A 25,624-nucleotide genomic window follows, 5' to 3' on the forward strand; every position below is an offset into this window, starting at 1 on the left:
CACATTGCAGAATCATTACTAATGATTAATTATTCACTTTGGTCAGCGAATTTTCTTTAGATTTAGAAGCATCGTCCTCTATGTCTTTCGAGTTCAAACCAAAAAGGCCTAATCACGAAATAATTAGAACCTTAATATTAAATTTACCAACCACGGTTAACAAAAAATCATAAAAAAGCGCTAATCATCCTATGATTAGCGCTTTAATTTTTAATTTAAAGATCTTATTTAACAAAGTGACTTATTGATCTTAGTCAGTTAAATCGGATTTAATATCATTAATCTTATCTTTGACATTTCCTTTTTCTTCATCGAAATCACCAGCTAGTTTCTGAGCTGGATCATCCTTCAGCGTCCCTTCAACCTGTTCAGCTTTACCTTTGAACTGATCACCCAAACCGTCCAGTTTGTCAACTAAATAGTCAATCCCGTCAGAATCTTTCACGAGCGCGTATCCTAAGATAACATTGGCAGCTAAGCTAAAACCTAGTAATAAATTTTTCATGGTAAAACCTCCTATAATTTAATTAAGTTAAATGTAACACAATCAATCATCAGGCGCAATGACAATTAATCGGCATTATCAGCGGATGACTCGACACCCGTACCATGATATTCAGCTTGAATTATTTGTCGCAAGTCTTCGATCAATGGCTCTTTCGGATTTGCCGTTGTACATTGATCACCATACGCTAGTTCTGCCAGTCGTTGGGAGCGTTTTTCAAGCTCTGCTTCGTTAACTCCCTGCGCCTCAAGACTCAGCGTTACCCCAACTGAATGTGCCAATTCGATAAAGCGATGCACAAGCGCTTCTTTTAATTCTTCATTAGTTTGCCCCGGTAACCCTAGATAGCGAGCAATCATGGCGTAATCTTGATCTGCTCGAAACGATTCATATTTAGGCCAAGTTGCAATTTTCTTTGGTTGTTTAAAATTGTAGCGAATTACGTGCGGCAACGTGATGGCAATCGCAATTCCATGGGTAATCCCAAATTCTCCGCCAATTTTATGGGCAATCGAATGGGTGATTCCCAAAAAGGCATTGGCAAATGCCATCCCAGCAATTGTTGACGCCGTATGCATTTCAGCACGGGCATGTTGATCCCCATGGTAGGCAGCCGTTAAATTGTCAAAAATCAGTTTGATGGCTTGTAACGACAACGGTCTAGTATAGTCAGAAGCCATCGTTGAAACATAGGATTCAATGGCATGAGTTAGGGCATCGAGTCCCGAAGCCGCGACGGTGCCCTGCGGTACACTCATTACAAATTGTGGATCGACAATGGCAACATCTGGTGTCAATGCATAATCAGCTAATGGGTATTTGACATGGTGTTGCTCGTCAGTAATAACCGAAAACGGCGTAACTTCTGATCCGGTTCCCGAAGTACTAGGAATAGCAACCATCTGCGATTTACGCGGTTTTTCAAACCGATAAACCCGTTTTCTGATATCAAGAAATTTTTGGCGGGCGCCAAAGAAATCGGTGTCTGGTTGTTCATAGATCAACCACATCATTTTAGCCGCATCAAGTGGTGACCCACCTCCAAGCGCAATGATCGTGTCCGGCTGAAAGGCCTGCATTTGCGTAACCCCGGCCTGTACCATTTCTAGGTTAGGTTCGCCGTGAATATCATCAAAAATGTAGTACTGAACCTGATTTTGCCGGGCATTTAGTTCATCTAAAACCTTGTCAACATAATGATACTTAACCATTGAAGGACTGGTAACAATAAACGCTTTAGTGATATTAGGCATGTCTTTAAGATAACGAACCGAGTTTTTTTCAAAATAGATTCGTGGTAGTTTAATCCACTGCATATTATTCCTTCGCTTAGCAATTGTTTTGATGTTCAACAAATCCATGTCGGTTACATTATGCGAAATCGAATTTTCGCCCCATGAACCAGTCCCAAGGGTTAGTGACGGAGTCATATTATTGTAAAGATTTCCGATACCTCCTAACCCCGAGGGCGAGTTCACGATTACTCGCGAAGCTTTGACTGCTACCCCAAATTTGGTGGCCAGCTCATCATCGCTAGTCTGAATAGCAGCGGTATGCCCTAAACCACCGTATTCCAATAACTTTTCTACTTTCGCAATGGCATCGTTTTGATCAGTTGCCGTATAAACCGAAATCACTGGTGACAACTTTTCTCCAGACATCGGATAATCTGGTCCAATACCAGTCATTTCAACCGCTAATACCTGAGTATCCACGGGAATCTTGAGATTAGCTAATTCAGCAATCTGCTGTGCTGTGGCTCCGGCAATGGGACCCTTGACACTCAGCCGCTCCGGATCAAACATCGCTTCCGTTAGTTGCTGTTGTTCAGCCTGCGGAACAAAATAAACTCGATTTTTTTCTAATTCGGCTTTAACTGCCGAATAAATCTGCTGATCAATTACCGCACTGTTCTCAGTGGCACAGATCATTCCATTATCAAAGGTTTTTGACAAAACCAAATCATTAACTGCTCGCAAAATGTTAGCGGTTTTTTCAATATACACCGGACCATTTCCAGGACCGACTCCTAAGGCTGGTTTCCCCGTCGAGTAAGCGGCCTTCACCAATCCTGGTCCCCCGGTCGCCAAGGTACAAGCGACGTGGGGATGATTGATCAGATAATTCGTTGCTTCCCGGCTGGGTTTAGTAATCCACTGAATGGCATCTGCAGGTGCTCCAGCTGCCACTGCTGCATCACGAACAATTTTTGCTGCCTTGATTGACGACTGCAAAGCTTGCGGATGAAACGAAAAAATAATGGTGTTTCTGGTTTTCATGGCAATAATTGCCTTAAAGAGGGTCGTCGAAGTTGGATTAGTAACCGGCGTGATTCCAGCAATCACTCCCAGTGGTTCAGCGACCTGCTGATAATCTTCCTCAGGATTATCATTGATTACGCCCACGGTTTTATCATTGCGAATACTATGCCAAATTTCTTCTGTTGCAAACAAATTTTTGATAGCCTTATCTTCTGCAACTCCGCGGCCAGTTTCTTCATATGCCAACTGACCAAGCATTTGATGGGCATCCACCCCTGCCATAACCATGGCTTGAGTGATTTTGTCAACCTTCGCTTGATCAAATTGACTCATTGTATCCAACGCTGCCTGTGATTTTTTAACTAGTTCATCGATCGTTTGTGCGACCTGATTAGTTTGAGTTTCACGTTTCATAGTGTAGCTCCTTTAAATAGATTTTGTTCAACAATTCACATATGTGTTAAAAATAAAAGCGGTTCCTGACCGCTCCGCAAAGATTAATGCGTAAAGTCGAAGACGACCCGTCCAACAATTTTACCAGCCTTCATCTTGTCAATTACCTGATTAATATGCTCCAATTTATCCGTTCGAACGATCGGTTCCACGGCGTGCTCGGCGCCAAATAAAAAGGTTTCACGTAAATCTTCGCGCGTCCCGACTAGCGAACCCGCTACTTTGATTCCATCAAGAACCGCACTGGTAATATTAAGCCCCATTTCCCCCTTGGGTAAGGCTACCGCCACCAGAGTTCCCGCTGGAGCCAAGGCTTTTACGGCATTTGTAAATGCCTGTGAACTAACTGCAGTGACCACAGCCACTTGAACGCCCCCATTTGTCTGGGCAAGCAACTGCTCAGTTGCATCATCATCATGGCGATTAATGAGAACATCAGCCCCATGTTTCTTGGCAGCAGCCAGTTTTTCTGGGTCACCATCCGTTACCACTACTCGGGCCTTAAACACATTTTTGGCTAGTTGAACTGCCAAATTGCCTAGACCACCGGCGCCAACAATTTCAACCCAGTCACCTGGTTTAGTGTGTCCTTCCTTGAGCGCTTTATAAGTTGTCACGCCTGCACAAGTAAGTGACGTTGCCTGAACGGGATCCAGCTCTGCGGGAACTTTTACCGCGTACTTAGCATCAACAATGCAGGCTTCCGCCATCGCCCCATCCACGCTAAAGCCAGCATTTTTAACCTGCCGACACAGGGTTTCATTACCGGTAACACAATATTTACAAGTTCCATCTGCAGAGTAAAACCATGCAATTGAAACGCGATCGCCAACCTTTAGATTTGTAACTTCCTCACCAATCTGGGTCACCTTACCAACCCCTTCATGACCGATAATTCGACCAGGAACTGCCCCAAAATCACCGGCAGCCACGTGCAAATCGGTGTGACAAAGACCACAATATTCAACCTTCACAAGGGCTTCATAGGGCTTGATTGGTCGTAACGAGACATCCTTGATGTCCACATATCCATCTGAATTTTCCCGCACAACTGCTGCTTTTACCATTATCGTTCCTCCTAAAGCTAGTTTCAAAATAAAATTTCACTTGTTAAAACATTCACATTTACAAGAATAATAATAACACCTTTGGAATTGTTTGCATACCCGGTGTTATTTTCTTAAACTTTTTTTATTAATTTAGCACAATTCTTCCGATTACTAATGCCACCATTGCCAGTAACGCCGCTAGTGTAATGATTATCATAACTAACCATTCAAAGCTTGTCAGCTGCCGATGTTGCTCATGAGCTGCCCACCAATAAAAGACAAAACCCAAGACATATGCAATTGAACACAGCCAGAGGTACTGGAGCCCGGCAAAGATAATCCCAAGCACTTCAAATCCCAGTGCCACTATTCCGGGAGCCATGAGCTTCAGCGAATGTTGGGCCCAGCCAACTTTGATTTGGTAAGCTCCGACCAAGGCGTAACAAACTACAATGGCAGCCGTACAAAAGGAAATCGCCACTTGGTAAGCTTGATTAGTAAAAAGGAGCGAGACTAAAAACAACTGTAGTAACACTTGGGTTAACCACAGGGAATTAGCGGGCGCTCTATGCCGATTTAAACGACCAAACCACTGGGGCAAAAGGTGTTCGTTGGCCATCTGACTGGTTGCCTCCACCGGTAATAGCGTCCAAGATAGCCACGTTCCCATTACTGTCAAAATCAGAGAAATGCTGACAAACGCTCCACCCACAGGACCAAGCATTTGCTCCACCACATAGGTTAGGGCTGGATTGCCAACGTGTGCCAATTGGGCTTGCGTCAGATATCCATACGGTAACATCGAAATGACCACGTTCAAAATCAATAAGGAGATAAACCCAATAATAGTTGCTCGACTAGCATCCGTGCGACGGCGCGCACGATTAGCCATCATCGTAGCACCCTCAATTCCAATGAAAATCCACATCATGATCATAATACAGTGCTTAATTTGCTCGAAAATCCCACTGGGGGTGGCGACCGAATAGGTAAAATTGCTGCTAAAATTTTGCCAAAAATGAGCAGTGAAAATACCGGCATTAAAGGTAACGAGCCCCAAAAGAATGAAAGCCACCAAGGGAACTAACTTTACGATCGTCACAATGGAATTAATAAAAGCCGCATTTTCAACCCCGTTAACTACCAGCCAGGTCAATAGCCATGAAATAATCGATGCGGTAATGATGGCTGGTCCAGAATTCCCTGATTTAAATACCGGCAAAAAGTAGCCGAGAGCTGACATCATCATCGTAGCAAAGGCAATGTTTCCAATCCAAGCTGACAGCCAGTAACCCCAACCAGATAAGAAGCCCGCAAAATTACCAAATCCTGCTTTGGCATAGTCAGAAATTCCCGTTAGTTCTGGATGGGTTTCACTCAATGACTTTAAGCTGAGGGCTAATCCCAAGATTCCAATCCCGACAATCAACCAGGCTAATAATGCTGGCCCCGGCGTAGCAACCGCTGCCAATTGCTGACTAGCGTTGTAAATCCCAGCGCCAATGCTCGAACTAATCACTAACATGATTAGTCCCACCAAAGAAACGCCGCCTTTTCTATTCATTAGTTAAAAATCCTTCCCAAATAAGCGCTTCGGTTCAAAATAAGGTTAAATCGCCGAGCGTTGCCGCCATGATCGCCATAATTGCCGGTTTCCGGTTGCCCGCTTCTTGAAACTGCCGGGCGTACTTACTACGAAAAACCGTATCGGTAACCTCCAAAGCCGGACCATCTAAACCATGACATTGACTGGCAACCTGGGCAGCCGTAGTCGTATTGCCATCATGAAAAGCCGGCAAACAATGCATGAAGATCAACTGGTCAGCGGGTGTCTTGGTTTTTTCAAGTAAGGCCACGTTAACCTGATAGGGACGCAACAAATCAATCCGTGCTTGCCAATTATGTTCACCCATGGAAACCCACACATCAGTGTAGATGACGTTGGCTGCTCGCACCCCTTGCTCAATATCTGCGGTTACTAGTGGTCGGGCTCCGCTTTGTTGCGCCCATGTCTGTGCTTGTTGCTGCACAGCCGCGCTCGGCTGCAATGCGGGAGGCGCGACGATGTGAACGTTAACCCCCAGCATCGAACCAGTTACCAACAACGAGTTCGCCACATTATTCCGCCCGTCACCAACGTAAGCCAGATTAATTCCACGCAAATGCCCAAAATTTTCCTTAATCGTCAAAAAATCAGCGATCATCTGCGTTGGATGCCACTCGTTTGACAAACCGTTCCAAACCGGAACTTGGGCGGCAGTGGCCAACGTTTCTAAATCTTGCTGGGCAAACCCGCGATACTCGATCCCGTCTGCCAATTCACCAAAAACTCGACCACTGTCTTCAATCGATTCCTTCGTTCCAAACTGGCTGGAGGTTGGATCGATGTAAGCCACGTGGGCCCCCATTTCAGCGCCACCAAGTTCAAATGATAACCGCGTTCTAGTGGAAGTTTTTTGAAACAGTAAAATCAGCGACTTATCATGCAGGTATTGAGGCACCTTTCCGTGTTGTTGCTTTTCTTGCTTCAACTGGCTAGCAAATTCAATTAAAGCTTCCAGTTGAGCGGGTGTAAAATCCACTTCCTTTAAAAAAGAGCGACCCTGCAAACCTTTTAATTCATTTAGCACTGTCATCAATTTGTCTCCTGTTAGTTTGCTAGCGGAGCTCGGCGAATCGGTTGTGACATGCACCGCGCTCCGCCACGTCCTCTTGATAATTCTGATGAGTGAATTTCATACACTTGGAGTCCATGCTGCCGCATCAATTCCACTGAAACGTGATTGCGATCGTACGTAATTACTTCTCCAGGGGCAATCGCTAAATTGTTAGAACCATCGTTCCATTGTTCTCGTGCTGCCACTACTGGATCACCATTTCCGGTTTCCATCACATCAATTTCTGACAAATCCAACACTTCTTTCAACGTCGCCGCCAGGTCAGTTCGATGCAACAGCCGCAATTCTCCATGTGCTCCTGGTTCCAAAATATTAATGTTCAGCTCACCTGCCTCATTCATGATTCCTGGATAGACGGTAAATTGATCATAATTTACCATTGTAAAAACCGTATCAAGATGCATCATGGCATGATTATGCGGAATTTCAACGGCTACCACTCGGTCAAAGTGTGAATGAGGATTCGTAAATAATTCTCGCGCTAACTTTTCAATTGACCGCGTTGAGGTTCTTTGTGAGACTCCAATGGCTAAAACATGATCACTCAACACTAACTCATCGCCCCCCTCTAGGCGAGCATCGCCCGTCCGTCCCTGCCAGAGATCGACTTTTCCAGCAAACCGGGGATGATATTGAATAATGTATTGTGAAATCAAAGATTCTGGTTGCCGAGCAGCAAAACTCATGCGATTAATCGTCAAACCAGTTCCCATCATTGCCTGAGGATCTCTTGTAAAGTAGGCATTCGGAAGTGGGTCAAGGATAAAGGGATTGGCAGCGTCGGAACCAGCCACATCATGTAAAGAAGGCCGCTTAAAACTTACTTGGTTGCGCCGGACGCCTGCATAAATCGTCGCCACCAGATCTGCCGGTGCCAAAGTATGAAAGTAAGTCATCAAATCATGCGCTGCTGCCCCAGTATAATAATGTTCTCGCAAATAATCGGTTAGAAATGCATCTAAAACCTGCTCATCTTGAAAAATATCTTCCAATAATTGCTCAACATAAACCGTCTCAACCCCGTGTTTGCGGAGAGTCTGTGCAAAATAATCATGTTCTGCGGCCGCAATCTTTTGGTAAGGAACATCATCAAAAAGCATGCGCTCCATAGTCTGTGGTGTAATGTTCTCAACCTCTTGCCCTGGTCGATGTAATAACACCGATTGTAAGCGTCCAATTTCTGAGTTGACTTGAATCGCATTGTTTTCCATGATTTAAATCCTTTCCATCCTACTTCGTTTGAAGCTTACTGATTTAATTTCTATCGCTATTATACAAGAATTACCCACAACAATTTACCAACAGTCAACAATTAATTAAAAAAAAAGACTTCGCAGTCCTGCGAAGTCTTTGATCAATTAGCCTTGTTCCTGTTTTTGCACCGCCAAAACTTGTTGGTAAATTCCCGTCATCCAATCAGCATAAGTTTGCTTTGGGGGCACGGTCTCCGTAATTTTGATCACCGGAACCTGGTGCTTTTTCGCTAGAGATCCCATTTGGCGAACCACTTTACTATCATTTTGAGTATTGTCTACAAAAAACGCGACCTCCCGTTTTTCCAACGACGCACGCAAATCACGCACTGCTTTAGGACTCGGATCGACTTCTTTATCGATTGCGTTCGCAAAACTAGCATTTGCGACTTGATAACCCATATATTTTAAAGCGTCATTAAATACCGGCTCACTCACTGCCACTTTCTGATTCAGCTGCTTAGTAGCCAGATTAGTCCGCGCTTGGTCAGCTAGGTTCGTCACCGCAGCATACTTCTTTTGTTGAGCCGCTGCATTCTTTTGAAACTGCTTTTGTTGTTTGGGACGCAAATTGCGCGCCTGCTGTTCAATCTGTGTAATCATTTTTCGTGGCATTCTTGGATCAAAAAACAAGTGCTCGTTCTCACCATCGTGGCGATCTAAAACATGGGCTGCCACCACTTGGGGCTGTTTTTGAGCAAGCTTCGCCATCCAATCATCGTAACCAATCCCATTCCAAATCAACAGATCGGCCTGTTCAACCGTATGCGCCGTTTGGGTTCCTGGTTCAAAATCGTGAGGATCAGTCGTTCCTTGCACGATGGCCGTCGCTTTTCCCTCCTGACCCAATACTCCTTGTGCTAATTGGGCATAAACATTCGTCGAAGCAACCACTTTTAATTGGTGGTGCTGGCTACTAGCTGGTTGCTTTTTTTTACAACCAGCTAATAACAGGGGAATGAGTAAAAGTGTCCCGATCAAAACCCAGCGTCGTGTTTGTTTCATTGCGTTTCCTCCTAATCCGTGCTAACTTAAAATTGTCGAAAGTATTAAACCAGCGTTGAATTCAACTATCAAAGCATAACACTGTTATGTAACTCTTGACAACTATTTCTTTGAAAGGAGTCGCTTATCACTAATCATCATGAGCAACTAGCCACCAAACAGGTCCTACTTGAAGCCGCCACGACGGTTTTTTTAACAAAGGGCTTTGACAATGCCACTATTCGCGAAATTTGTCGCAAGGCAAATCGCACCACTGGAGCCTTTTATCAGCATTTTCAATCCAAAAACGAACTCCTGAAAATTATCCTGAGCCCACTGTTCACAGCCCTTACTAACAGCTACAAGCAGCAGCTTCAGCAGGGACTTGCCGCTATTAACAAAGTCAAGATCGGTCAAATCTGGCAGGAGTATTTGTTGAATCTTGACCCTCTGATTACAATCATCTATGCCCACCCACAAAAACGAGCATTACTCTTATTTGATGCAGCCGGTTCCCAGTACAGTGATTTAGCCGAACTGACCACCCGGTACTTCACCCAACAATTTATTGAACTGATCAATGTTATGCAGCAACAGCACGTGATTTCCTTTGAATTTCAGTTCAATTACCAAGAACTCCACTTCCGAGTCTTTGCTTTTTTTGCAACTGTCTGTGACATCCTCAAACATAACTATCAGGAAGCAGAAACCAAGGCGCTCTGTCGGGGACTCTACCAATTTTTTTATCCCGGATGGCTTACCTGGTTACAAATCAAACAGCCAGGATAACAGTGCTATCATTTTCAAAAATGCCGAAAAAGATTTATTTTTAAAATGGTATAATTAGTTTTGAAGGGGGAGTTTATTATGAAAATCATTGCTTACGGAATCAGAGACGATGAAACACCTTATCTAGAAGAATGGGCCACCCGTCATCCAGAAGTATCAGTTGCTAAAGAAACGGAACTTTTAGATGAAACCAGTGTCGCTAAAACTGCCGGTTATGATGGGGTCGTTGCTTATCAACAAAAGCCATATACAGCAGCGGTTCTCGACCGACTTGCTAGCAACGGAGTCAAAGTTCTATCATTGCGAAACGTGGGGGTCGATAATATCGATCGACAAGCCGTTAAACGAAATCATTTACGGGTAACAAATGTCCCAGCCTACTCACCAGCTGCCATCGCTGAGCTAGCTGTTACTGATATGATGCGTCTCTTACGTCATTCCAAACGATTTGAAAGTAAACAACGCCAAGGAGACTTAACGTGGGCACCAGACATTGCTGAAGAAATGAATCAGCAAACGGTGGGAATTTACGCCACCGGTCGGATTGGACGGACCGTTGTCCAGATTGTTCAAGGATTTGGGGCGCGGGTCATCGCCTACGATCCTTATCCTAATGCTGAACTACAAAAGGCGGGAATCTATGTTGAGACCCCTGACGAGTTGTTTGCTCAATCTGATATCTTGACGTTACACGCACCTGCCTTAGCTGCAAATGATCATCTCATTAACGACGAAGCCATTGCCAAGATGAAACCCGGGATCAAGATTATTAACGCTGCCCGCGGGAGCCTCATTGATACGGATGCTCTGATCCGTGGACTTGACAGTGGTCAGGTTAGTGGTGCCGCTCTGGATGTTTACGAGGACGAGGTTGGCATTTTCAATACTAAATTTGCTAACTTTGACGCAATTCCTGATGATCGCTTAAAAAATCTTATGCAACGAGATAATGTATTAGTGACGCCCCACGTGGCTTTTTACACAAAAGTGGCTGTTAAAAATATGGTTCAATATGCTTTAGATGCCAATCTATCAATTCTGACAACTGGCGCTTCTGATAAAGAAGTCCAGCTATAACTTTCCATTAAACAAAAAACAAGCACTGCGAAAAGCAGCGCTTGTTTTTTTAGTAATAACGACTGCGTTCCATCGACAAACCCCGAAAAAACGGTTATGATAACAACCGTTATGCACCTAGAGGAGGCTTATATGCAACAGTTATCAATCGTTATCATCTTATTGGCAGCCCTAATTACACCGCTATTATTAAACCGTTTTCAGATTTCAGCCCTCCCAACCTCTGTCGTTGAAATTTTGGTTGGAATTGCTTTGGGTCCTAGTTTATTAAATCTAATTCAAAATGATGGGATTTTAAAAGCACTCTCTGGAATTGGCGTGATTGTTTTACTATTTTTGAGTGGCTTAGAAATTGACTTCGGCATTTTTCGACCCGGGTCCAAAAATCCTTCCCAACTTGAACAAAAACAACGAGCCGCTGCTTCCAAATACTCTCCCCTCAAACTTGCGGGAGCTGGTTATTTCTCAATTATGGTTCTCTCCCTACTGCTAGGCTTCATCATGAAATTAACCGGACTGTTTAACGATCTTTGGCTCGCCGCCATTCTCTTTATGACGGTTTCTCTTGGGGTAGTTATCTCCGCACTAAAAGAAAGAGACACGCTTGGAACCAGTTTTGGTCAAATAATTTTGCTGATATCGGCGTTAGGAGAAATTGTTCCTATTATTGGTCTGACCATCTATGCTTCTTTATTTGGTACCAATTCCAAATCACTGTGGCTGACCCTAATTGTCTTTGCAGTTGCCGGCTTACTCTTGTACCGGTTTCGCAATTTCTTCAAACATCTCGACCAAATCAACAAATCCACCACTCAAGTCGACGTTCGCCTCGCCTTTTTCATGATTGCCCTCCTGTCACTTATCGCGGTAAGTGTCGGTTCTGAAGCCGTTCTTGGAGCCTTTGTTGGGGGAATGGTTTATAAATTACTCCAGCCATCTGAGAGCACACGTGAAAAATTAGATTCGATTGGTTATGGATTCTTTATCCCCATTTTCTTCATTATGAGTGGTGTCGGACTTAATCTCCGCCAGTTACTCAGCACACCAAGTACGCTCCTGTTGATTCCATTGATTCTAGCCGGCTATCTCATTGCTAAACTAATGTTGTATCCCATTCTACGCCTGCGATTTAATCGTAAAAACGCTTTAGCCGGAACCGCCCTTCCCATGGCCACCATTACAATGGTGCTAGCCATCCTAAACGTGGCAGCAGAACTCAAGGTAATCACTCCCCAACAATCCGGTGATTTTTTGTTGGCAGCGATTATTACTTGTGTTGTGGGTCCCCTAACCTTCAATCACTTTTTCAACCCTGCCAAGGATATCTATCACAACATCAAACTCAATATTTTTGGCGTAAACATCGTAACGATTCCCTTAGATCAACAACTAAGTCGTAGCTGGTATGATGTCATGGTTTACACCGCCAATCCCCAAAGCTATGAATCCTTTAATAGTGAAGCCAACGTCAGCTTATTACCAACGCTCGATGCTGATTACTTGAGTGCCCACGGCTATTTTGATTGTGATATTGCACTTTTTGCTTATCTTGATGCTGAAAAAAACTACCAACTAGCTAAAGCAGCTAAACGTTACGGCGTGAAACGGGTAATTGCTCGCTTTGAAGATCGTAATGTTAAGAATTCACATGAAAAGGAATTAACCAGTCTTGGCGTCGAGGTTTATAACACCTTCTCGATTAGTATTGCCATGCTGCGCGAACTGATTGAAGTTCCTTCGACCTTTAACATGATTAAATCAAACGAAACGGTAATCCATGAAGTTACGCTGAAGAACCAAAACTACATTGGAATTCCCCTGCGTCAGCTCCCATTTATCGATCAAATTACGATCAATCGGATTTTTCGCAAAGGCAAAATTGTCCAGCCCACGGGCGATACGACTCTACAGCTTAATGATCGGATCATTTTTTCAACAGCTAGCCCGCACCGATCTGAAAGTAATCGGATTCGAAGTGAAATTGCTAAATTAAATTAACCAAAATAAAAGTCACGCCCACTGGTAACTGCCAGTGAGCGTGACTTTTTGTTTGCAATCTTAATTAGGCTTGAAACCGTTGTAGTGCCCGTGAAATATCTTTTGTCGCTGGATAGATTGCTTGATAGCTCTGATATAGTTCATCATATTTAGCCACGTTGAGTGGATTAGGTTGATAAACTCGCTGCGTGGTTACAAACACCTCAGCACAAGCTTGAAAATCAGGGAACCAACCGAGACCAACCGCAGCTAACATCGCTGCTCCTAAACCGGGGCCTTGTTCATTTGCGAGCTTAGTGACCGGGGTATTAAAAATATCTGCTTGCAGTTGCAGCCAGAAATCACTTTTGGCACCGCCACCAATGGCAACCACCGTATCAAAATCTGATTGCTGGCTACGATAGATATTTAACAGATCCCGAAAACTAAAAGTAATGCCTTCAATCACCGCACGGGTAAAGTCTGCGCGTTGCTGGCGAGCATCGACACCAATGAAGCTTCCCCGAATGTTGGCATCTGCATACGGTGCTCGTTCCCCAACAATGTAAGGCGTGAACAACAACCCATGAGCTCCTTTCGGTGCTTGAGCCGCTGTCTCAATCATCTCATCAAAGGATTGATCCTCGCAAAAGGTTCGATGATACCAACTCAATGAGTATCCGGCTGCCAAGGTAACGCCCATCGAATAATATGCATTCGGGATCACGTGGTCCTCCAACTGGACTTGTCCCTGATACTCGTCATTTGGTTGTGCTTCATATTTTAAAATTACTCCCGATGTTCCAATGCTGGAAAGAACCTTATTCGGGGTCAAGATGCCGGCTCCTAAAGCTCCACAAGCATTATCAGCTCCACCTGCAAAAACGACCGTCTGTTGTGAAAGTCCCGAAAATTCTGCGTACTGAGCAGTAATTGTGCCAACTTTTTCTCCCGACAGTACCAATGGTGGCAAAATCCGCTTGGAGATACCACAGGCATCACAAATAACATCACTCCATTGGTTAGTATGCAAGTCGAGCAGCGTCGTCCCGGTTGCATCCGAATAATCAATCCCCAACGTTCCCGTCATTCGATACCGAACATAATCCTTTGGCGTCAAAAAGAGTTCTGCTTGCTTCCAAATTTCCGGTTCATTTTCTTTAACCCACATTAACTTGGGTAACGTAAACCCTTCAAGGGGACGATTTCCTGTAATCTTAACAAATTGATCGCCTAACAGCTGATCAATTTCGGCACACTGTTTGGTGGTTCGAGTATCATTCCACAAAATAGCGGGTCGCAGCACTTGGTATTGCTTATCCAAAAGCACCAAACCGTGCATTTGACCAGAATAACTAATCCCTTCGATATCTTCAGGACGGATTTGATCATCAAGAATTAAACGAACAATCGCAACGGTCGTGGACATCACCCAGTCATTGGGGTTCTGCTCACTATAACCTGGTTGCGGTTGATTTAGTGGATAGTCAAACGATTGCTGGGCTAGAATGGTTCCGGCTCGCGTTACTGCAGAGACCTTTACGGCACTTGTTCCTAAATCTACTCCTAAAACACACTTGGTGGTCATTCGTCATCCTCCTGAGCTACGCTCGGCTACTGATTTTATATTGGTTACTTGGTTTAATTATAGTAAAAAAAGAGCCGTAGCCCAACCAAAAAAAGTAGCTAGCGCCTAATAAGTTAGGTTAACTAGCTACTCTGATCAAACTATTTCATTGGCGAAGAACTTGGCTGTTGATATGCTACCTGGAGCTCCACATGATAATCATCGTTATTTTCCATCAAACCGTTGCGACCCAGCATCTTATATTTACCACCGGTTAAATAAGCTCCCGCTAAATATAACTTGCCTCGTTGCCGATCTAATTGCGTAACCGATTGCAAACCCACCGTTTCAATTTTACCGATCACATCGGCCTGCGCAGCGTTGATCCCAGCTCGGACCTGGTAACCGTCTGGTTGATTTTCCAATGAAAAATAGGGAATCAAAACCCCTTTTCCAATCGCCGAAACTGTTTTGGTAGTGCCATGTTTCAGCTGCCGAGTTAACTCTCGATCAGTTGTCCCCCCATAATTTTTCTGAAGCAATTGTTCATTTTCAAGCGCAATTGCCAACTGGTTTATAAATGCTTGTTGGGCGGGATTACTAACTAGCGTTGCTGGCATGGTCTCGCGATCATCGAATAAACCGTTCGCAGGAATATTACGATACTGCGTTGGTGGCGTATCAGTAGCGCTTTTGGGGTTAATATGCAGCAGTTGATAGAGCTTAGGGGTTAAATCAATCTTTGAATTACGATTCAGAAAATAATAAATGGCATTAAGATAGAGAAAATAAGCTAAGACGATGGTCACTAACAAAAACAAACTGCCGCGAACTATCACCCCATTTGTAAGAAACCGATAACTAATGTAAATCAGATATAACTCGCCCAAAAAGCCTAAAATAACGTACAGTCGGGACTTCGTTTTTGGTTCAATGTTAATGTAAGATAACCAAGAATTGATTCCATCAAGAAAACTAAACATGGTTATTGACCCCCACTCTTCTGATTTGATGTGCTAGTTCCTTGACTACCACCTCCCGTGGTCGTCGAATTAGTTGTTTTATTGGATTGTTGCGAGTTATTTGGAGTTTGGTTGTCATCATTACTCTTGGATGAGTCGGTATTTTTATTTTCCGAATCATTAGACTGCTGTGAGTTATTATTCTCGTTAGTCCCAGTAGTTTGGTTATTGTCCTGGTTTTGGTCTTCTGTCTGCTTATCGGACTGCTTGGTAGGCTGGTTCTGATTATCATCGGGTTGCTGCTTAGGTTGGTTCTTATTTCCATCAAAATCATTTTGTTGATCATTAGTCTGATTGGTCTGATCATTTGACTTGTTGGGGGTCGATTGATTGGTAACTTTAGCCCCTTCCCGAGTATGCGTTACCTGGTTCGTAACCACATTAGTGGCTCCCAACCCCAATGAAATCGCGAAAATCGCAAATGGAGTTAAAAAGGGCGGTATGCGATTCATAAGCTCATCTCCTTCAAAATCGTCAGCCTTAACTATCTCAAAGAAACGTTAAAGATAGTTTAATGTTAGCTTAATTTTTCCATAATTTCGTCCAAACGTTTGACCGTCGTCTTCCAATCTTGGTTTGTTATTTGATAAAAATTACCGCTTGGAGGTAACGAAAAAGTCCAGTCGCGCTGATTTTCAGGACTATCCAAACGGTTTTGAATCGCTACCAGCTGATCACCGCGAACTTGCATCCGGTGCTGTTGGACAGTCCTACTGGGTAGTTGCAACACCAGCACGATCACCTGCCGACCCAGTGCCTTTACATAAGTTTGCGCCCCCGCTGTATCTAGCACAATGGAACAAATTGATCCCTTTTGCCACGCTCGTTGCAACCCCTCATACGAAGACCCATACTGATGTCCAGCATAGTGAACTTGCTCTAACAAATGTAATTTAGCAAAACTCGCTGGCGTTTCAAAATAGTAATCTCGACCCGCTTGTTCGCCTCGTCGAGGCAATCTAGTCGTGTGGGTCACAATCGCTGGAATCCCATAGGTTTCCGTTAGGTAATCTTGAACCGTTGTTTTCCCCGTTCCGGCAGCGCCGGTCAAAACAATGAGCTGCTTCACAATCGTCATCTCCATGCCGTTTACTTTAGTGACCCAGTTGTTTTAGCGACAATGCAAGCCGACCACAACATCTTATAGTCTATTCTACCGCAGTTTGAAGGTGGCGTAGTCCCCAGCGCAATAAAATCGGAGATATGATGGTTGTCAAAACAATTACTAGCGTTAGTTCGGAATAAAGCCCACTGGAAAGCAAGTGTTGCTGCAACCCCAGTTGTGAAATAATCAAGGCCATCTCACCACGAGAAATCATCCCTGAACCTACTATATTACTCGTGCCCCAATCAAGACCAAACCAGTGTGCGCTCAGCCCACAGCCAATCCATTTAGTTAACACCGCGACGACGGTTAAGAGCCCGACCAATGCCAATCCTTGCCAACTAGTAACCAACTTCAGATCCAGTCCAACCGAAACAAAAAAGATCGGAATTAGTAAAACTGAACCCACCAAGTTGGTACTAGCAACAATTGTTGCCTTCCCAGAGGTTCGTGCCACTGCAATCCCCGCAAAGAATGCTCCAAGAACCGCACTAAGATGCGCTACTTCGGCTAACTCCGCTAATAACAATGCAATTATCAAGCCAACGGTTGCCAGCAACACTGGATCACGAAACCGAACAACCAGCTGAATAATGGCCGGAACTAGCCATTTAATCACAACTGCTAATCCTCCCAGATAGCAGAGCTGCTCTAAAACAACTACCCAAAGCGACTGTCCGTTAGCGCTAAACAAGCTACTAAATAAACTCAGCAAGACAATTGAAATTAAATCATCTGCAACAGCAGCTCCTAAAATCACGGTACCGCCAATGGTCTTTAACTGTCCGAATTCTTGCAACACCGCAACACTGATGGAAACTGAGGTAGCAGCAAAAATAACTCCCCAAAAGAGGGCATCACGCAACCCTTGTTGCCAAAGAAGCCCCAATGATGTAAATGCAAGTAATGGTAGCAACACGCCACAAACAGCAATGCCCAGTGACGCCTTGGCGTGCCGCTTAATCTGATGAAAATCGCATTCCAGTCCGGCTAAAAACATCAGGACAATCACTCCCAAGTTTGCAGCAAGTCCTAGTGCCTGTGTAGGCTGTAACCATCCAAGCACCGCCGGTCCCAAAACCATCCCAGCTAGGATTTGACCCACAACATTTGGCAAGCCGATGCGCATCGCCAGCTGTCCTGCTAGAAGCGCTGCCACTAACAATCCAGCTAAAGATCCCAATTCACCCATAGTAACCTCCGTCTTTTACAGTCAATCAAATTTAAACCGATTTCTTCTAGCGTACCAAAATTAACCACGCCCAGAAAAAGCGCGCCTTTTTGAGAAATCCGCTGGTCGCAAAAAGAGCTGAGCGTGGTATGATTAAAAATAAAGTTTGAAAGCGGGGATTTAAAAATGAAACAAGGAACGACCATTATAACACTCGACAACGGCTACCATTTATGGACGAATACCCAAGGAACCGGGTCAATCCACTTACTAGCCCTTCACGGTGGCCCAGGAGGAACCCATGAATACTGGGAAGATACCGCGCAACAACTCAAAAAACAGGGACTAGATGTCCAGGTTCACATGTATGATCAACTTGGATCATGGTATTCAGACACCCCTGATTGGGACAATCCGGAAGTTGCCAGCCAGATTCAAACCTACGATTATTATGTTGATGAGATTGAAGAAGTCCGTCAAAAGCTTGGAATCGACCAGTTTTACCTGATTGGTCAATCTTGGGGAGGAGCCCTCGTTCAACTGTATGCTGCTAAATACGGTCAACATTTGAAGGGAGCTATCATTTCTTCTATGGTTGATCGCATCTCAGACTATACAGACCATCTCAACCAGATTCGCAAGACTGCTTTAAGCCCTACTGAACTTGAATACATGCAACAGTGTGAAGCAAATAATGATTACGATAATGATCGCTACCAGCAGCTTGTCGAAAAATTAAATGACGCTTATGTTGATCGCAAAAAACCAGCTGCAATTGCTCACCTAGTCAATACCATGAGCGTCCCCCTTTACAATGCATTTCAAGGTGACAACGAATTCGTAATCACCGGTAAACTTGGGGAATGGAACTTTACTGACCACCTTAAGGATATCAAGGTTCCAACGTTAGTCACCTTTGGCGAACATGAAACCATGCCACTAGCAACGGGACGCCGAATGGCTGAAATGATCCCTAATGCGCAGTTTGTTTCAACCCCAGAGGGTGGTCATCACCACATGATTGACAACGCTCCGGTTTACTACCAGCACTTAGCCAACTTTTTGCAATCTGTCGAGGCGGGAACTTTCAATCAAAAATAGCTAACCAAAAAGGCTCTGCTCGCTAATCCTTCATCATTGAGGGTTGGTAGCAGAACCTTTTTAGTTAGAAGCCCACATCGTCATTTCATTAATCAGCTGTTGTTTAAGTTCATGCGACGCAAATGAAGCCTGGACCGCGTTAAGATTGCACTGGAGCAGCTGCTCACGGGTTAAACCATTTGTTTGCGCTAACCCAAAATATTCCTCCGTTAAAGTCGTATCAGAAACGGTCCGATTATCAGTATTAATACAAAGTCGCTGTCCTTGACTCAGCCACCGTTGCAACGGGTATGCGGATCGAGTCGGAAGCGCGCGCGTTTGGACGTTACTGGTGGGACAACCCTCGATACAAATTTGACGCTGTTGCAATAGTTTTTCCAAACGATGGTTCCCATGCGCTGCAATCCCATGACCGATTCTAGTACTTCCAGCCTGCACGGCATCCCAAATATTCTGAGCACAGCCACATTCACCGGCATGTAACGTCAAACCAACCTGCTGCCCCGTCACGATTAAATTAAGTGGTGCCTGATATTGGTTAACAAAATCTGGTGCTTCCGGACCAGCCAAGTCCACACCTGCAACTTGGTCGTGTAGATCGGCTGCGGTGGCAAATACTTGCTCGACCGTTGCTTCGTCATCCGTCCGCATCCCACAGACTAAAATATTACCATGGATCTGATACACAGCCTCTGCCTCAGCAATTCCAGTCGCCACTGCTTCAATTGCATCAATCACACTTAGCTCTCCCGCCGTGGAAAGCGTTGGAGCAAACCGTAACTCAAGGTATCGAACCCCGTCTTGTTCAGCTTGTTCCATCACATCATAGGCCGCCCGCTTCAAAGCAGGTGCTGTTTGGAGATATGGTAACACGAAATCAAAGGTTTTCAGGTAATCAGCTAAATTTTGCCCATCAGCCGGTCCAACCATCTTTCGAGTCAACTCCATCAAATTACTTTCAATCTCCATGTTTTGTCCCCGTGCGATCTGTCGCAAGGTATGTGGTCGAATGGAACCGTCTAAATGACAATGAAGTTCGGCTTTTGGAAATCTTTGAATCTCAGCACGCGTTAGCATTCACATCTGTCCCTTCTGAAAAAATAATTTAAATTGTTATTATGTTAATGGAAATCCTCCCTACTTGCAACCAAATTTTTACCTTCGCATTAAAAAAAGAGCGAACAATAATCAGTTCACTCTTTTTTATTATTCGTTTATTTCAAGCTAAGTTTTTCGACGTCAATGACTTTGTCAGCCAGTCCTTCATAGAAACTTGCTTCATGACTGACCACAATTGCATTCCCCGGGAAGCGCTTAATAGCTAATTTGAGAGCTTTTTTCGTTTCATCATCTAGATGATTGGATGGTTCATCTAAGATCAAAAAATTACTGGCAACAAATTCTAAGAGCGTTAACTTCACTTTAACTTGTTCCCCACCCGAAAGCATTGCCAGCGGTTTAAAGGCGTTTGCCGCCTCCATTCCTGACCGTGCCAATTTGCTACGAATTTCTTTTTGAGTTAACCGTGGTTGTTGGTCTTGAATCAACTGCATGGGAGTCTGTTGTGGGTCATCCCACACCAAATCTTGACTAAAATAGGAAACCTTGGCGGAAGGAGAAAAAGTTGCCGAACCTCCGAGTGGAGCAATAATTCCCAGAATGCTTTTAATCAAGGTTGATTTTCCCACTCCATTAAAGCCCTGCATTCCCACCTTTTGATCCGTATCCACCGAGAAAGTTACCGGTTGCAATAACGGTTGCTGATACCCGACCGACAATTGGTTAACAACCAGAGCATTTTGAGAGCCCGTTTCTAGGTAAGGAAAGGAAAATTCCGCTTGGGTATTATTTTTCGGTGGATCAATTCGATCCATGCGATCCAGCATCTTTTCTCGTGACTTGGCCATATTAGAATGACTACCAGCTTTGTTTTTTTGAATAAACTTTTCTGCTTTTTCAATCTGAACCTGCTGTTTTTCAAATTCCCGTTGTTGGGTCTTTTCTTTTTCATTACGTTGCCGCATCGCAGATTTAAAGTCACCGCGATACTTAGTGATTTTACCAAAGGCCACATTAACAATACAGTTAGTAACCGCTTCTAAAAATTCATAATCATGAGAAATAATGATGGCGGAACCTGAAAATTGATTTAGGTAATCTTCTAGCCAGTTAATGTGCGCTGTATCTAAATAATTGGTTGGTTCATCTAAGAGCAAAACATCTGGATCTTCCAAAATTAGCTTCGCTAAAATAATCTTGGACCGCTGACCACCACTCATCGTGGCAATCTCATGATCCCGACCAATATCATCAAGTCCTAGACCAGTAATAACCTGTTCCACTTTGGTCTCAAGCTCATAAAAATCACTGGCTTCTAGTTGTTCAGAAATTCGTCCCGCCTTTTCTAAGTAGGACTCGTCCATCGTTGTTGCATATTCATTGTATAAATCCGTCATCCGCTGATTCAACTGGTATAAATCTGCAAAGGCCGTGTGTAAAAAGTCAACTAGGGTGGTCTCTTTGGGAATATCTACATACTGATCCAAATATCCAATTCGAATATCCTTTTGCCAATTGATCCTACCTGACAGCGGGAGTTCCTGTCCCGTAATCAATTTAATTAGCGTCGACTTCCCGACCCCATTTTGGCCAACGACCCCCATGTGTTCACCCTTATTGAGTTGAAAATTTGCGTCTGCATATAATTTTTTATCTGCAAAACTCATGCTTAAGTCAGTAACATCTAATAGGGCCATACGCTCATCTCGCTTTCGTTGCAATCCATAATAAATATTTTACCAAAATTTGAGAGAATCTTACAGTATGTTATACTAGCAATTATCTTTTTTAGAAAAGGAGATGCTCCCGTGAGAGTACACGACATTGCTCAACTCCAAATTTATGTCCGTGATTTGGAAACGACCCTTCAATTTTATCATGAAGTTCTTGATTTACCAGTGCTCGTCGCGAATCAACACGAAATATGCTTTCAATTAGGGAAGCAACGACTTCATTGCCAACTAATCGATCCCCAGAAGCTAGGACCTGCGCATCCCACTTGCGGAGCTGCTTTTTTTAGCATTCTCATCAAAGATTCATTAACTGATCTAGCCGCTCATCTAGCTAACTATGCCGTCCCGATTGTCAAGGGGCCGTTAACCATAAAGCATGGCAAACAACTCCAATCGGCGCTCTATATTAATGATCCCGACGGTAATCTAATTGAAATTGATGAACAACACCCCTCAAATGTTTACTCAGAAAGGATTTAATTAACGTTTATGAATAACAACAATCCAACTAAAATCACTAAAACCAAGATGTCACTTTTTAGCGTTGTCATGTTAGCCCTCAGTTCGATCATTGGGTCCGGATGGCTCTTTGGTTCATGGGAGGCAGCCAAAATTTCCGGTCCGGCGGCCATCATTTCCTGGATCATCGGTGCCATTGTAATCGGAATTATTGCTTACATTTATATCGAACTTGGTACCATGTTTCCAGAAAGTGGGGGGATGAGTAAATACGCCGGTTACACCCACGGACCTCTGCTAGGTTTCATTGCTTCGTGGGCTAACTGGGTCTCTTTGGTAACCTTGCTCCCTATCGAAGCCGTTGCCGCAGTTCAATATATGAGTTCTTGGCCGTGGAGTTGGGCCAATTGGACCCATGGATTCGTTAGTAATGGTACCGTAACTACGAGTGGCTTACTAGTAGTTTTCTTATTCATTTTGATTTTTACATTACTAAACTACTGGTCCGTGAACATCTTGACGAAATTCACAAGTCTGACGTCCATTTTCAAACTCGTCGTGCCCTCTGTGACCATTATTATGTTGTTACTATCAGGGTTTCATCCGGAAAACTTTACCATGGCAGCGGCCGGTGGCTTCTTTCCCTATGGATCGGCGCCAATTTTTGCTGCCACTACGGTTTCTGGAATTATTTTTTCTTACAACGCCTTTCAAACGGTGATTAACATCGGGGATGAAATTCAAAATCCTAAAAAAAATATTTGGCGGGGAATTGTGATTGCCCTAATTATTAGTATTGCCATTTACGTTTTGTTGCAATTTACCTTTATTGGTGCGATCGAGCCACAGATGCTCGCAAAAGTTGGCTGGAACGGCATCAATTTCAAATCACCATTTGCCGATTTAGCCATTATGTTAAACATTAACTGGTTAGTGATCCTTCTTTATCTTGATGCCTTTGTTTCACCGTTTGGAACGGGGGTCTCCTTTGTGGCCTCGACCAGTCGAACGCTGGCGGCGATGACTCAATCGCACCACATGCCTAAGTTCCTCGGAAAAATCAATCAAAAATGGGGCACCCCCCGAATTGCCATGATTGCCAACTGGATTATTAGTTGTCTGTTAGTATCTGTCTTTAAAAACTGGGCGATTCTTGCCAGCGTAATCTCAACCTCCACGTTGATTGCTTATGCGACCGGACCCGTGACCCTAGCTGCCCTTAGAAAACACGCTCCCCAATTCAAACGTCCGGTTCGGATCAATGCCTATAAAATAATGGCTCCGCTAGCCTTTGTTTTAGCCAGCCTGGCAATTTACTGGGCAATGTGGCCGACAACGATGGAGGTTATCATCGTGATTGCCCTAGGCCTACCATTCTATTTCTTTTACGAAGGAAAGTTAAACTGGTCCAACACCAAACAAAAATTTGCTGGGAGTTGGTGGATGATTGCTTATCTGTGTTTCATGGCCGGGTTTTCCTACATTGGATCTACTCCCTTTGGCGGACAGAACTGGATTCATTACCCCTTTGACTTTCTTGTTATCATTTTAATGGCCCTGGTTTTCTATTACTGGGGAGTTCACAGCTATCAAAACACTGCCGAAATGACGGATGCCCAGTCCGTTAATGATCGCGTTAAAGAGCACTAGCGATTGATACTTCAAACTTTATCGTCTTAATGTGCTAATCTTTTAGTGATTGGAGGAATGAAATGAAAAACGAATCGTCAGAGCACCGTTATCGGCACTATGATTTCAACACTACGCAAACACGACAACAAAAACATCGGCCCGTCCGCATCTGGCCTTGGATCATCGGGCTAGCAGTTGTGGTCCTTGCATTAGCCATCTCCGCCCGTTTTATCATCCATCGAACCCAGCCCACTAATTCAACGTCCCAACCTAGTACCACAAAGCCAACTTCTAAAAAATCACAAACTAAGCAGTCTCCCCAACCAAAATCACGCGGGGAGCAACCGCAAAATTCACCATCCCAAACTTCAAATCAAAATAATAAGCAAGCAACTCCAACCCGCACAACGAACACCCCGGTGACCAAAAAAGCCACAGCTACGCCAAGCAAGCCTGCCGAGCAAAGTGAATCACCAAGAAGTGACCCATCAAACTCAACCTCATCAGAGTTTGCGCAACCGCATGTTTTTGATTCAGTTGTCGATGCAAAAAACTGGGCTAGTGCAACACAAAATAACTGGCTCGCCGCTGGATACAATAACTACACCATTACGCAAAATAGCCAGGGCTTCTACGTGCTGACGTTCGAACGGTGATTGGTTGTTTCAAATTAATTTTTTCTTACCGCCCTTTTTAGGTTATAATGACCACAGGAGGGGTTCCAATGAAAATTCAAGTACCATTATCAAACGGTTATCTTCCTGATGCCTATACAAAGCACGCATCTGCTAAATATCAGCTTCATCATCACCCAATAACTTCATTTCCAATTACATTTGAGGATGTCCCAAAAACAGCTGTTTCATTAGCCTTGGTGTTACTTGACGATGATGCCATTCCCGTTTGTGGTTTTACCTACATCCACTGGGTGGCAGCTAATTTGCCTGCCACGCTCACTGAATTACCTGAAAATGCCAGTCAAAGTGATATAGTTGCGATGACTCATGGTAATAATAGTTTGGCAGGTAACCTTGTCCAAGAAACTGATCCGCGCCTTTTTCAGCATTATTTGGGTCCCATGCCGCCAGATAAGGAACATCAATATCAACTAACTGTCTATGCGGTTGACCAAAAATTGCCACTTACTGATGGTTTCTGGTTGAATCAACTTTACCAACAGCTAGAAGGACACGTTCTTGCCTCGGCATCCATTAAACTGCCAGTCAAAAATTAGGAGGTTGCATATGCAAAACGAATACAAGCGCATTTTAGTTCCCGTTGATGGTTCCAAGCTAGCGGAAGCAGCACTCCAAAAAGCTTGCGAAGTTGCTCAGCGGAATAACGCACGAATCGATGTCTTGAGCGTTTTAAATACTACTAGTTTCGGTTTCTCCTACGGTGCCATTGATGGTAGTACGATCACTCAGATGGTCGATGACGAATTAGCCTATCTCAAAAAAATTACTGAGCGAGCTAGCCAAAAAACCGGTGTGAAAGACATCCACTATCACGCTCGGTTTGGTAGCCCTCGCAACGTCATTACCTATGACTTTACCCATGATTACCAAATCGATCTAATCATGATGGGTGCTACTGGCAAAAGTACTGCCGAACGAATCTTAGTTGGGTCAGTGGCTAGCTTTGTTAATTCACACGCTCCCTGTGATGTAATGATTGTAAGAACTAACCTAGATAACGAACCTATCAAGTAGCAAATGATTAACGAATGCTTGCTGAATTTTGCTTTCG

Annotated in this window: 23 protein-coding genes and 1 pseudogene; 10 read left to right on the forward strand and 14 right to left on the reverse strand. The window is 44.0% G+C overall.

What is annotated here, in order from left to right:
- Positions 1-250: 250 nt before the first annotated feature.
- The 7 genes from FC87_RS05245 to FC87_RS05275 form a co-directional block, all read right to left on the reverse strand.
- Complete coding sequence (locus FC87_RS05245; RefSeq protein ID WP_009166878.1) at positions 251-505, reverse strand: CsbD family protein; 255 nt, start codon at positions 503-505, stop codon at positions 251-253.
- A gap of 65 nt (positions 506-570) precedes the next feature.
- A complete protein-coding gene (gene adhE / locus FC87_RS05250; RefSeq protein WP_056961809.1) occupies positions 571-3,180 on the reverse strand; it encodes a bifunctional acetaldehyde-CoA/alcohol dehydrogenase in 2,610 nt (869 codons plus the stop codon).
- A gap of 83 nt (positions 3,181-3,263) precedes the next feature.
- A complete protein-coding gene (adhP, locus tag FC87_RS05255; RefSeq protein ID WP_056961812.1) occupies positions 3,264-4,286 on the reverse strand; it encodes an alcohol dehydrogenase AdhP in 1,023 nt (340 codons plus the stop codon).
- Positions 4,287-4,413: 127 nt separating this feature from the next.
- Positions 4,414-5,832, reverse strand: a complete 1,419-nt coding sequence (locus FC87_RS05260) for a basic amino acid/polyamine antiporter (protein WP_054690151.1) — start codon at positions 5,830-5,832, stop codon at positions 4,414-4,416.
- A 34-nt stretch (positions 5,833-5,866) separates the two neighbouring features.
- Positions 5,867-6,904 (reverse strand): ornithine carbamoyltransferase, encoded by a 1,038-nt coding sequence (gene argF / locus FC87_RS05265; RefSeq protein ID WP_056961814.1) that lies wholly within the window; start codon positions 6,902-6,904, stop codon positions 5,867-5,869.
- Between the two features lie 14 nt (positions 6,905-6,918).
- Entirely contained in the window at positions 6,919-8,157 is a 1,239-nt protein-coding gene (locus FC87_RS05270; RefSeq protein WP_054690147.1) for an arginine deiminase, read from the reverse strand.
- Between the two features lie 147 nt (positions 8,158-8,304).
- Positions 8,305-9,204, reverse strand: a complete 900-nt coding sequence (locus FC87_RS05275) for a metal ABC transporter solute-binding protein, Zn/Mn family (protein WP_056961817.1) — start codon at positions 9,202-9,204, stop codon at positions 8,305-8,307.
- A gap of 126 nt (positions 9,205-9,330) precedes the next feature.
- On the opposite strand from FC87_RS05275, the pseudogene FC87_RS07195 reads away from it, so the two are divergent.
- From FC87_RS07195 to FC87_RS05295, 4 genes and pseudogenes are all read left to right on the forward strand, one after another.
- A pseudogene (locus FC87_RS07195) lies at positions 9,331-9,492 on the forward strand (TetR family transcriptional regulator); the annotation flags it as partial.
- Between the two features lie 126 nt (positions 9,493-9,618).
- Positions 9,619-9,972 carry a hypothetical protein gene (locus tag FC87_RS07135; RefSeq protein ID WP_054690133.1) on the forward strand — a complete coding sequence of 118 codons (354 nt, stop codon included), beginning with the start codon at positions 9,619-9,621 and terminating at the stop codon, positions 9,970-9,972.
- Positions 9,973-10,050: 78 nt separating this feature from the next.
- Positions 10,051-11,049 carry a D-2-hydroxyacid dehydrogenase gene (locus tag FC87_RS05290; protein WP_054690130.1) on the forward strand — a complete coding sequence of 333 codons (999 nt, stop codon included), beginning with the start codon at positions 10,051-10,053 and terminating at the stop codon, positions 11,047-11,049.
- A gap of 132 nt (positions 11,050-11,181) precedes the next feature.
- Positions 11,182-13,047: a cation:proton antiporter family protein gene (locus FC87_RS05295; RefSeq protein WP_056961819.1), complete on the forward strand. Its 1,866-nt coding sequence runs from the start codon at positions 11,182-11,184 to the stop codon at positions 13,045-13,047.
- Between the two features lie 64 nt (positions 13,048-13,111).
- Here FC87_RS05295 and xylB read toward each other — a convergent pair whose 3' ends face one another.
- The 5 genes from xylB to FC87_RS05320 all read right to left on the reverse strand — a co-directional run bounded on the left by xylB (position 13,112) and on the right by FC87_RS05320 (position 17,912).
- The gene (gene xylB / locus FC87_RS05300) at positions 13,112-14,614 is read right to left on the reverse strand and encodes a xylulokinase (RefSeq protein WP_054690127.1); all 1,503 of its coding nucleotides are present in this window, start codon (positions 14,612-14,614) and stop codon (positions 13,112-13,114) included.
- Positions 14,615-14,754: 140 nt separating this feature from the next.
- On the reverse strand, positions 14,755-15,576 hold the full coding sequence (locus tag FC87_RS05305; protein WP_035421459.1) for a DUF6681 family protein: 822 nt from the start codon (positions 15,574-15,576) through the stop codon (positions 14,755-14,757).
- 2 nt (positions 15,577-15,578) lie between these two features.
- Positions 15,579-16,067: a hypothetical protein gene (locus FC87_RS05310; RefSeq protein WP_054690124.1), complete on the reverse strand. Its 489-nt coding sequence runs from the start codon at positions 16,065-16,067 to the stop codon at positions 15,579-15,581.
- Positions 16,068-16,132: 65 nt separating this feature from the next.
- Entirely contained in the window at positions 16,133-16,693 is a 561-nt protein-coding gene (locus tag FC87_RS05315; protein WP_054690259.1) for a nucleoside/nucleotide kinase family protein, read from the reverse strand.
- Between the two features lie 70 nt (positions 16,694-16,763).
- Entirely contained in the window at positions 16,764-17,912 is a 1,149-nt protein-coding gene (locus FC87_RS05320; RefSeq protein WP_056961821.1) for a cation:proton antiporter, read from the reverse strand.
- 165 nt (positions 17,913-18,077) lie between these two features.
- Between FC87_RS05320 and FC87_RS05325 the strand changes: the two genes are divergently transcribed.
- Entirely contained in the window at positions 18,078-18,992 is a 915-nt protein-coding gene (locus FC87_RS05325) for a proline iminopeptidase-family hydrolase (protein WP_009166891.1), read from the forward strand.
- Between the two features lie 60 nt (positions 18,993-19,052).
- On the opposite strand, the gene add is transcribed toward FC87_RS05325, so the two are convergent.
- Positions 19,053-20,069: an adenosine deaminase gene (gene add, locus FC87_RS05330; protein WP_054690121.1), complete on the reverse strand. Its 1,017-nt coding sequence runs from the start codon at positions 20,067-20,069 to the stop codon at positions 19,053-19,055.
- A gap of 137 nt (positions 20,070-20,206) precedes the next feature.
- A complete protein-coding gene (locus tag FC87_RS05335) occupies positions 20,207-21,748 on the reverse strand; it encodes an ABC-F family ATP-binding cassette domain-containing protein (RefSeq protein WP_009166893.1) in 1,542 nt (513 codons plus the stop codon).
- 111 nt (positions 21,749-21,859) lie between these two features.
- Between FC87_RS05335 and FC87_RS05340 the strand changes: the two genes are divergently transcribed.
- From FC87_RS05340 to FC87_RS05360, 5 genes are all read left to right on the forward strand, one after another.
- On the forward strand, positions 21,860-22,264 hold the full coding sequence (locus FC87_RS05340; protein WP_054690118.1) for a VOC family protein: 405 nt from the start codon (positions 21,860-21,862) through the stop codon (positions 22,262-22,264).
- Positions 22,265-22,273: 9 nt separating this feature from the next.
- Positions 22,274-23,893 (forward strand): APC family permease, encoded by a 1,620-nt coding sequence (locus FC87_RS05345; RefSeq protein WP_056961823.1) that lies wholly within the window; start codon positions 22,274-22,276, stop codon positions 23,891-23,893.
- A gap of 62 nt (positions 23,894-23,955) precedes the next feature.
- On the forward strand, positions 23,956-24,531 hold the full coding sequence (locus FC87_RS05350) for a superantigen-like protein SSL4 (RefSeq protein WP_056961824.1): 576 nt from the start codon (positions 23,956-23,958) through the stop codon (positions 24,529-24,531).
- Between the two features lie 68 nt (positions 24,532-24,599).
- Complete coding sequence (locus FC87_RS05355; RefSeq protein WP_054690109.1) at positions 24,600-25,109, forward strand: YbhB/YbcL family Raf kinase inhibitor-like protein; 510 nt, start codon at positions 24,600-24,602, stop codon at positions 25,107-25,109.
- 10 nt (positions 25,110-25,119) lie between these two features.
- Positions 25,120-25,587, forward strand: a complete 468-nt coding sequence (locus tag FC87_RS05360; protein WP_009166898.1) for a universal stress protein — start codon at positions 25,120-25,122, stop codon at positions 25,585-25,587.
- Positions 25,588-25,624: the final 37 nt, after the last annotated feature.

This window comes from Fructilactobacillus florum DSM 22689 = JCM 16035, from assembly GCF_001436645.1.
Taxonomy (GTDB): domain Bacteria; phylum Bacillota; class Bacilli; order Lactobacillales; family Lactobacillaceae; genus Fructilactobacillus; species Fructilactobacillus florum.

Excerpts from the sequence above, each read along its gene's own strand:
- FC87_RS05245 (WP_009166878.1), bottom strand. The coding sequence starts at position 505 with ATGAAAAATTTATTACTAGGTTTTAGCTTAGCTGCCAATGTTATCTTA.
- adhE (WP_056961809.1), bottom strand. The coding sequence starts at position 3,180 with ATGAAACGTGAAACTCAAACTAATCAGGTCGCACAAACGATCGATGAA.
- adhP (WP_056961812.1), bottom strand. The coding sequence starts at position 4,286 with ATGGTAAAAGCAGCAGTTGTGCGGGAAAATTCAGATGGATATGTGGAC.
- FC87_RS05260 (WP_054690151.1), bottom strand. The coding sequence starts at position 5,832 with ATGAATAGAAAAGGCGGCGTTTCTTTGGTGGGACTAATCATGTTAGTG.
- argF (WP_056961814.1), bottom strand. The coding sequence starts at position 6,904 with ATGACAGTGCTAAATGAATTAAAAGGTTTGCAGGGTCGCTCTTTTTTA.
- FC87_RS05270 (WP_054690147.1), bottom strand. The coding sequence starts at position 8,157 with ATGGAAAACAATGCGATTCAAGTCAACTCAGAAATTGGACGCTTACAA.
- FC87_RS05275 (WP_056961817.1), bottom strand. The coding sequence starts at position 9,204 with ATGAAACAAACACGACGCTGGGTTTTGATCGGGACACTTTTACTCATT.
- FC87_RS05290 (WP_054690130.1), top strand. The coding sequence starts at position 10,051 with ATGAAAATCATTGCTTACGGAATCAGAGACGATGAAACACCTTATCTA.
- FC87_RS05295 (WP_056961819.1), top strand. The coding sequence starts at position 11,182 with ATGCAACAGTTATCAATCGTTATCATCTTATTGGCAGCCCTAATTACA.
- xylB (WP_054690127.1), bottom strand. The coding sequence starts at position 14,614 with ATGACCACCAAGTGTGTTTTAGGAGTAGATTTAGGAACAAGTGCCGTA.
- FC87_RS05305 (WP_035421459.1), bottom strand. The coding sequence starts at position 15,576 with ATGTTTAGTTTTCTTGATGGAATCAATTCTTGGTTATCTTACATTAAC.
- FC87_RS05310 (WP_054690124.1), bottom strand. The coding sequence starts at position 16,067 with ATGAATCGCATACCGCCCTTTTTAACTCCATTTGCGATTTTCGCGATT.
- FC87_RS05315 (WP_054690259.1), bottom strand. The coding sequence starts at position 16,693 with ATGACGATTGTGAAGCAGCTCATTGTTTTGACCGGCGCTGCCGGAACG.
- FC87_RS05320 (WP_056961821.1), bottom strand. The coding sequence starts at position 17,912 with ATGGGTGAATTGGGATCTTTAGCTGGATTGTTAGTGGCAGCGCTTCTA.
- FC87_RS05325 (WP_009166891.1), top strand. The coding sequence starts at position 18,078 with ATGAAACAAGGAACGACCATTATAACACTCGACAACGGCTACCATTTA.
- add (WP_054690121.1), bottom strand. The coding sequence starts at position 20,069 with ATGCTAACGCGTGCTGAGATTCAAAGATTTCCAAAAGCCGAACTTCAT.
- FC87_RS05335 (WP_009166893.1), bottom strand. The coding sequence starts at position 21,748 with ATGGCCCTATTAGATGTTACTGACTTAAGCATGAGTTTTGCAGATAAA.
- FC87_RS05345 (WP_056961823.1), top strand. The coding sequence starts at position 22,274 with ATGAATAACAACAATCCAACTAAAATCACTAAAACCAAGATGTCACTT.
- FC87_RS05350 (WP_056961824.1), top strand. The coding sequence starts at position 23,956 with ATGAAAAACGAATCGTCAGAGCACCGTTATCGGCACTATGATTTCAAC.
- FC87_RS05355 (WP_054690109.1), top strand. The coding sequence starts at position 24,600 with ATGAAAATTCAAGTACCATTATCAAACGGTTATCTTCCTGATGCCTAT.
- FC87_RS05360 (WP_009166898.1), top strand. The coding sequence starts at position 25,120 with ATGCAAAACGAATACAAGCGCATTTTAGTTCCCGTTGATGGTTCCAAG.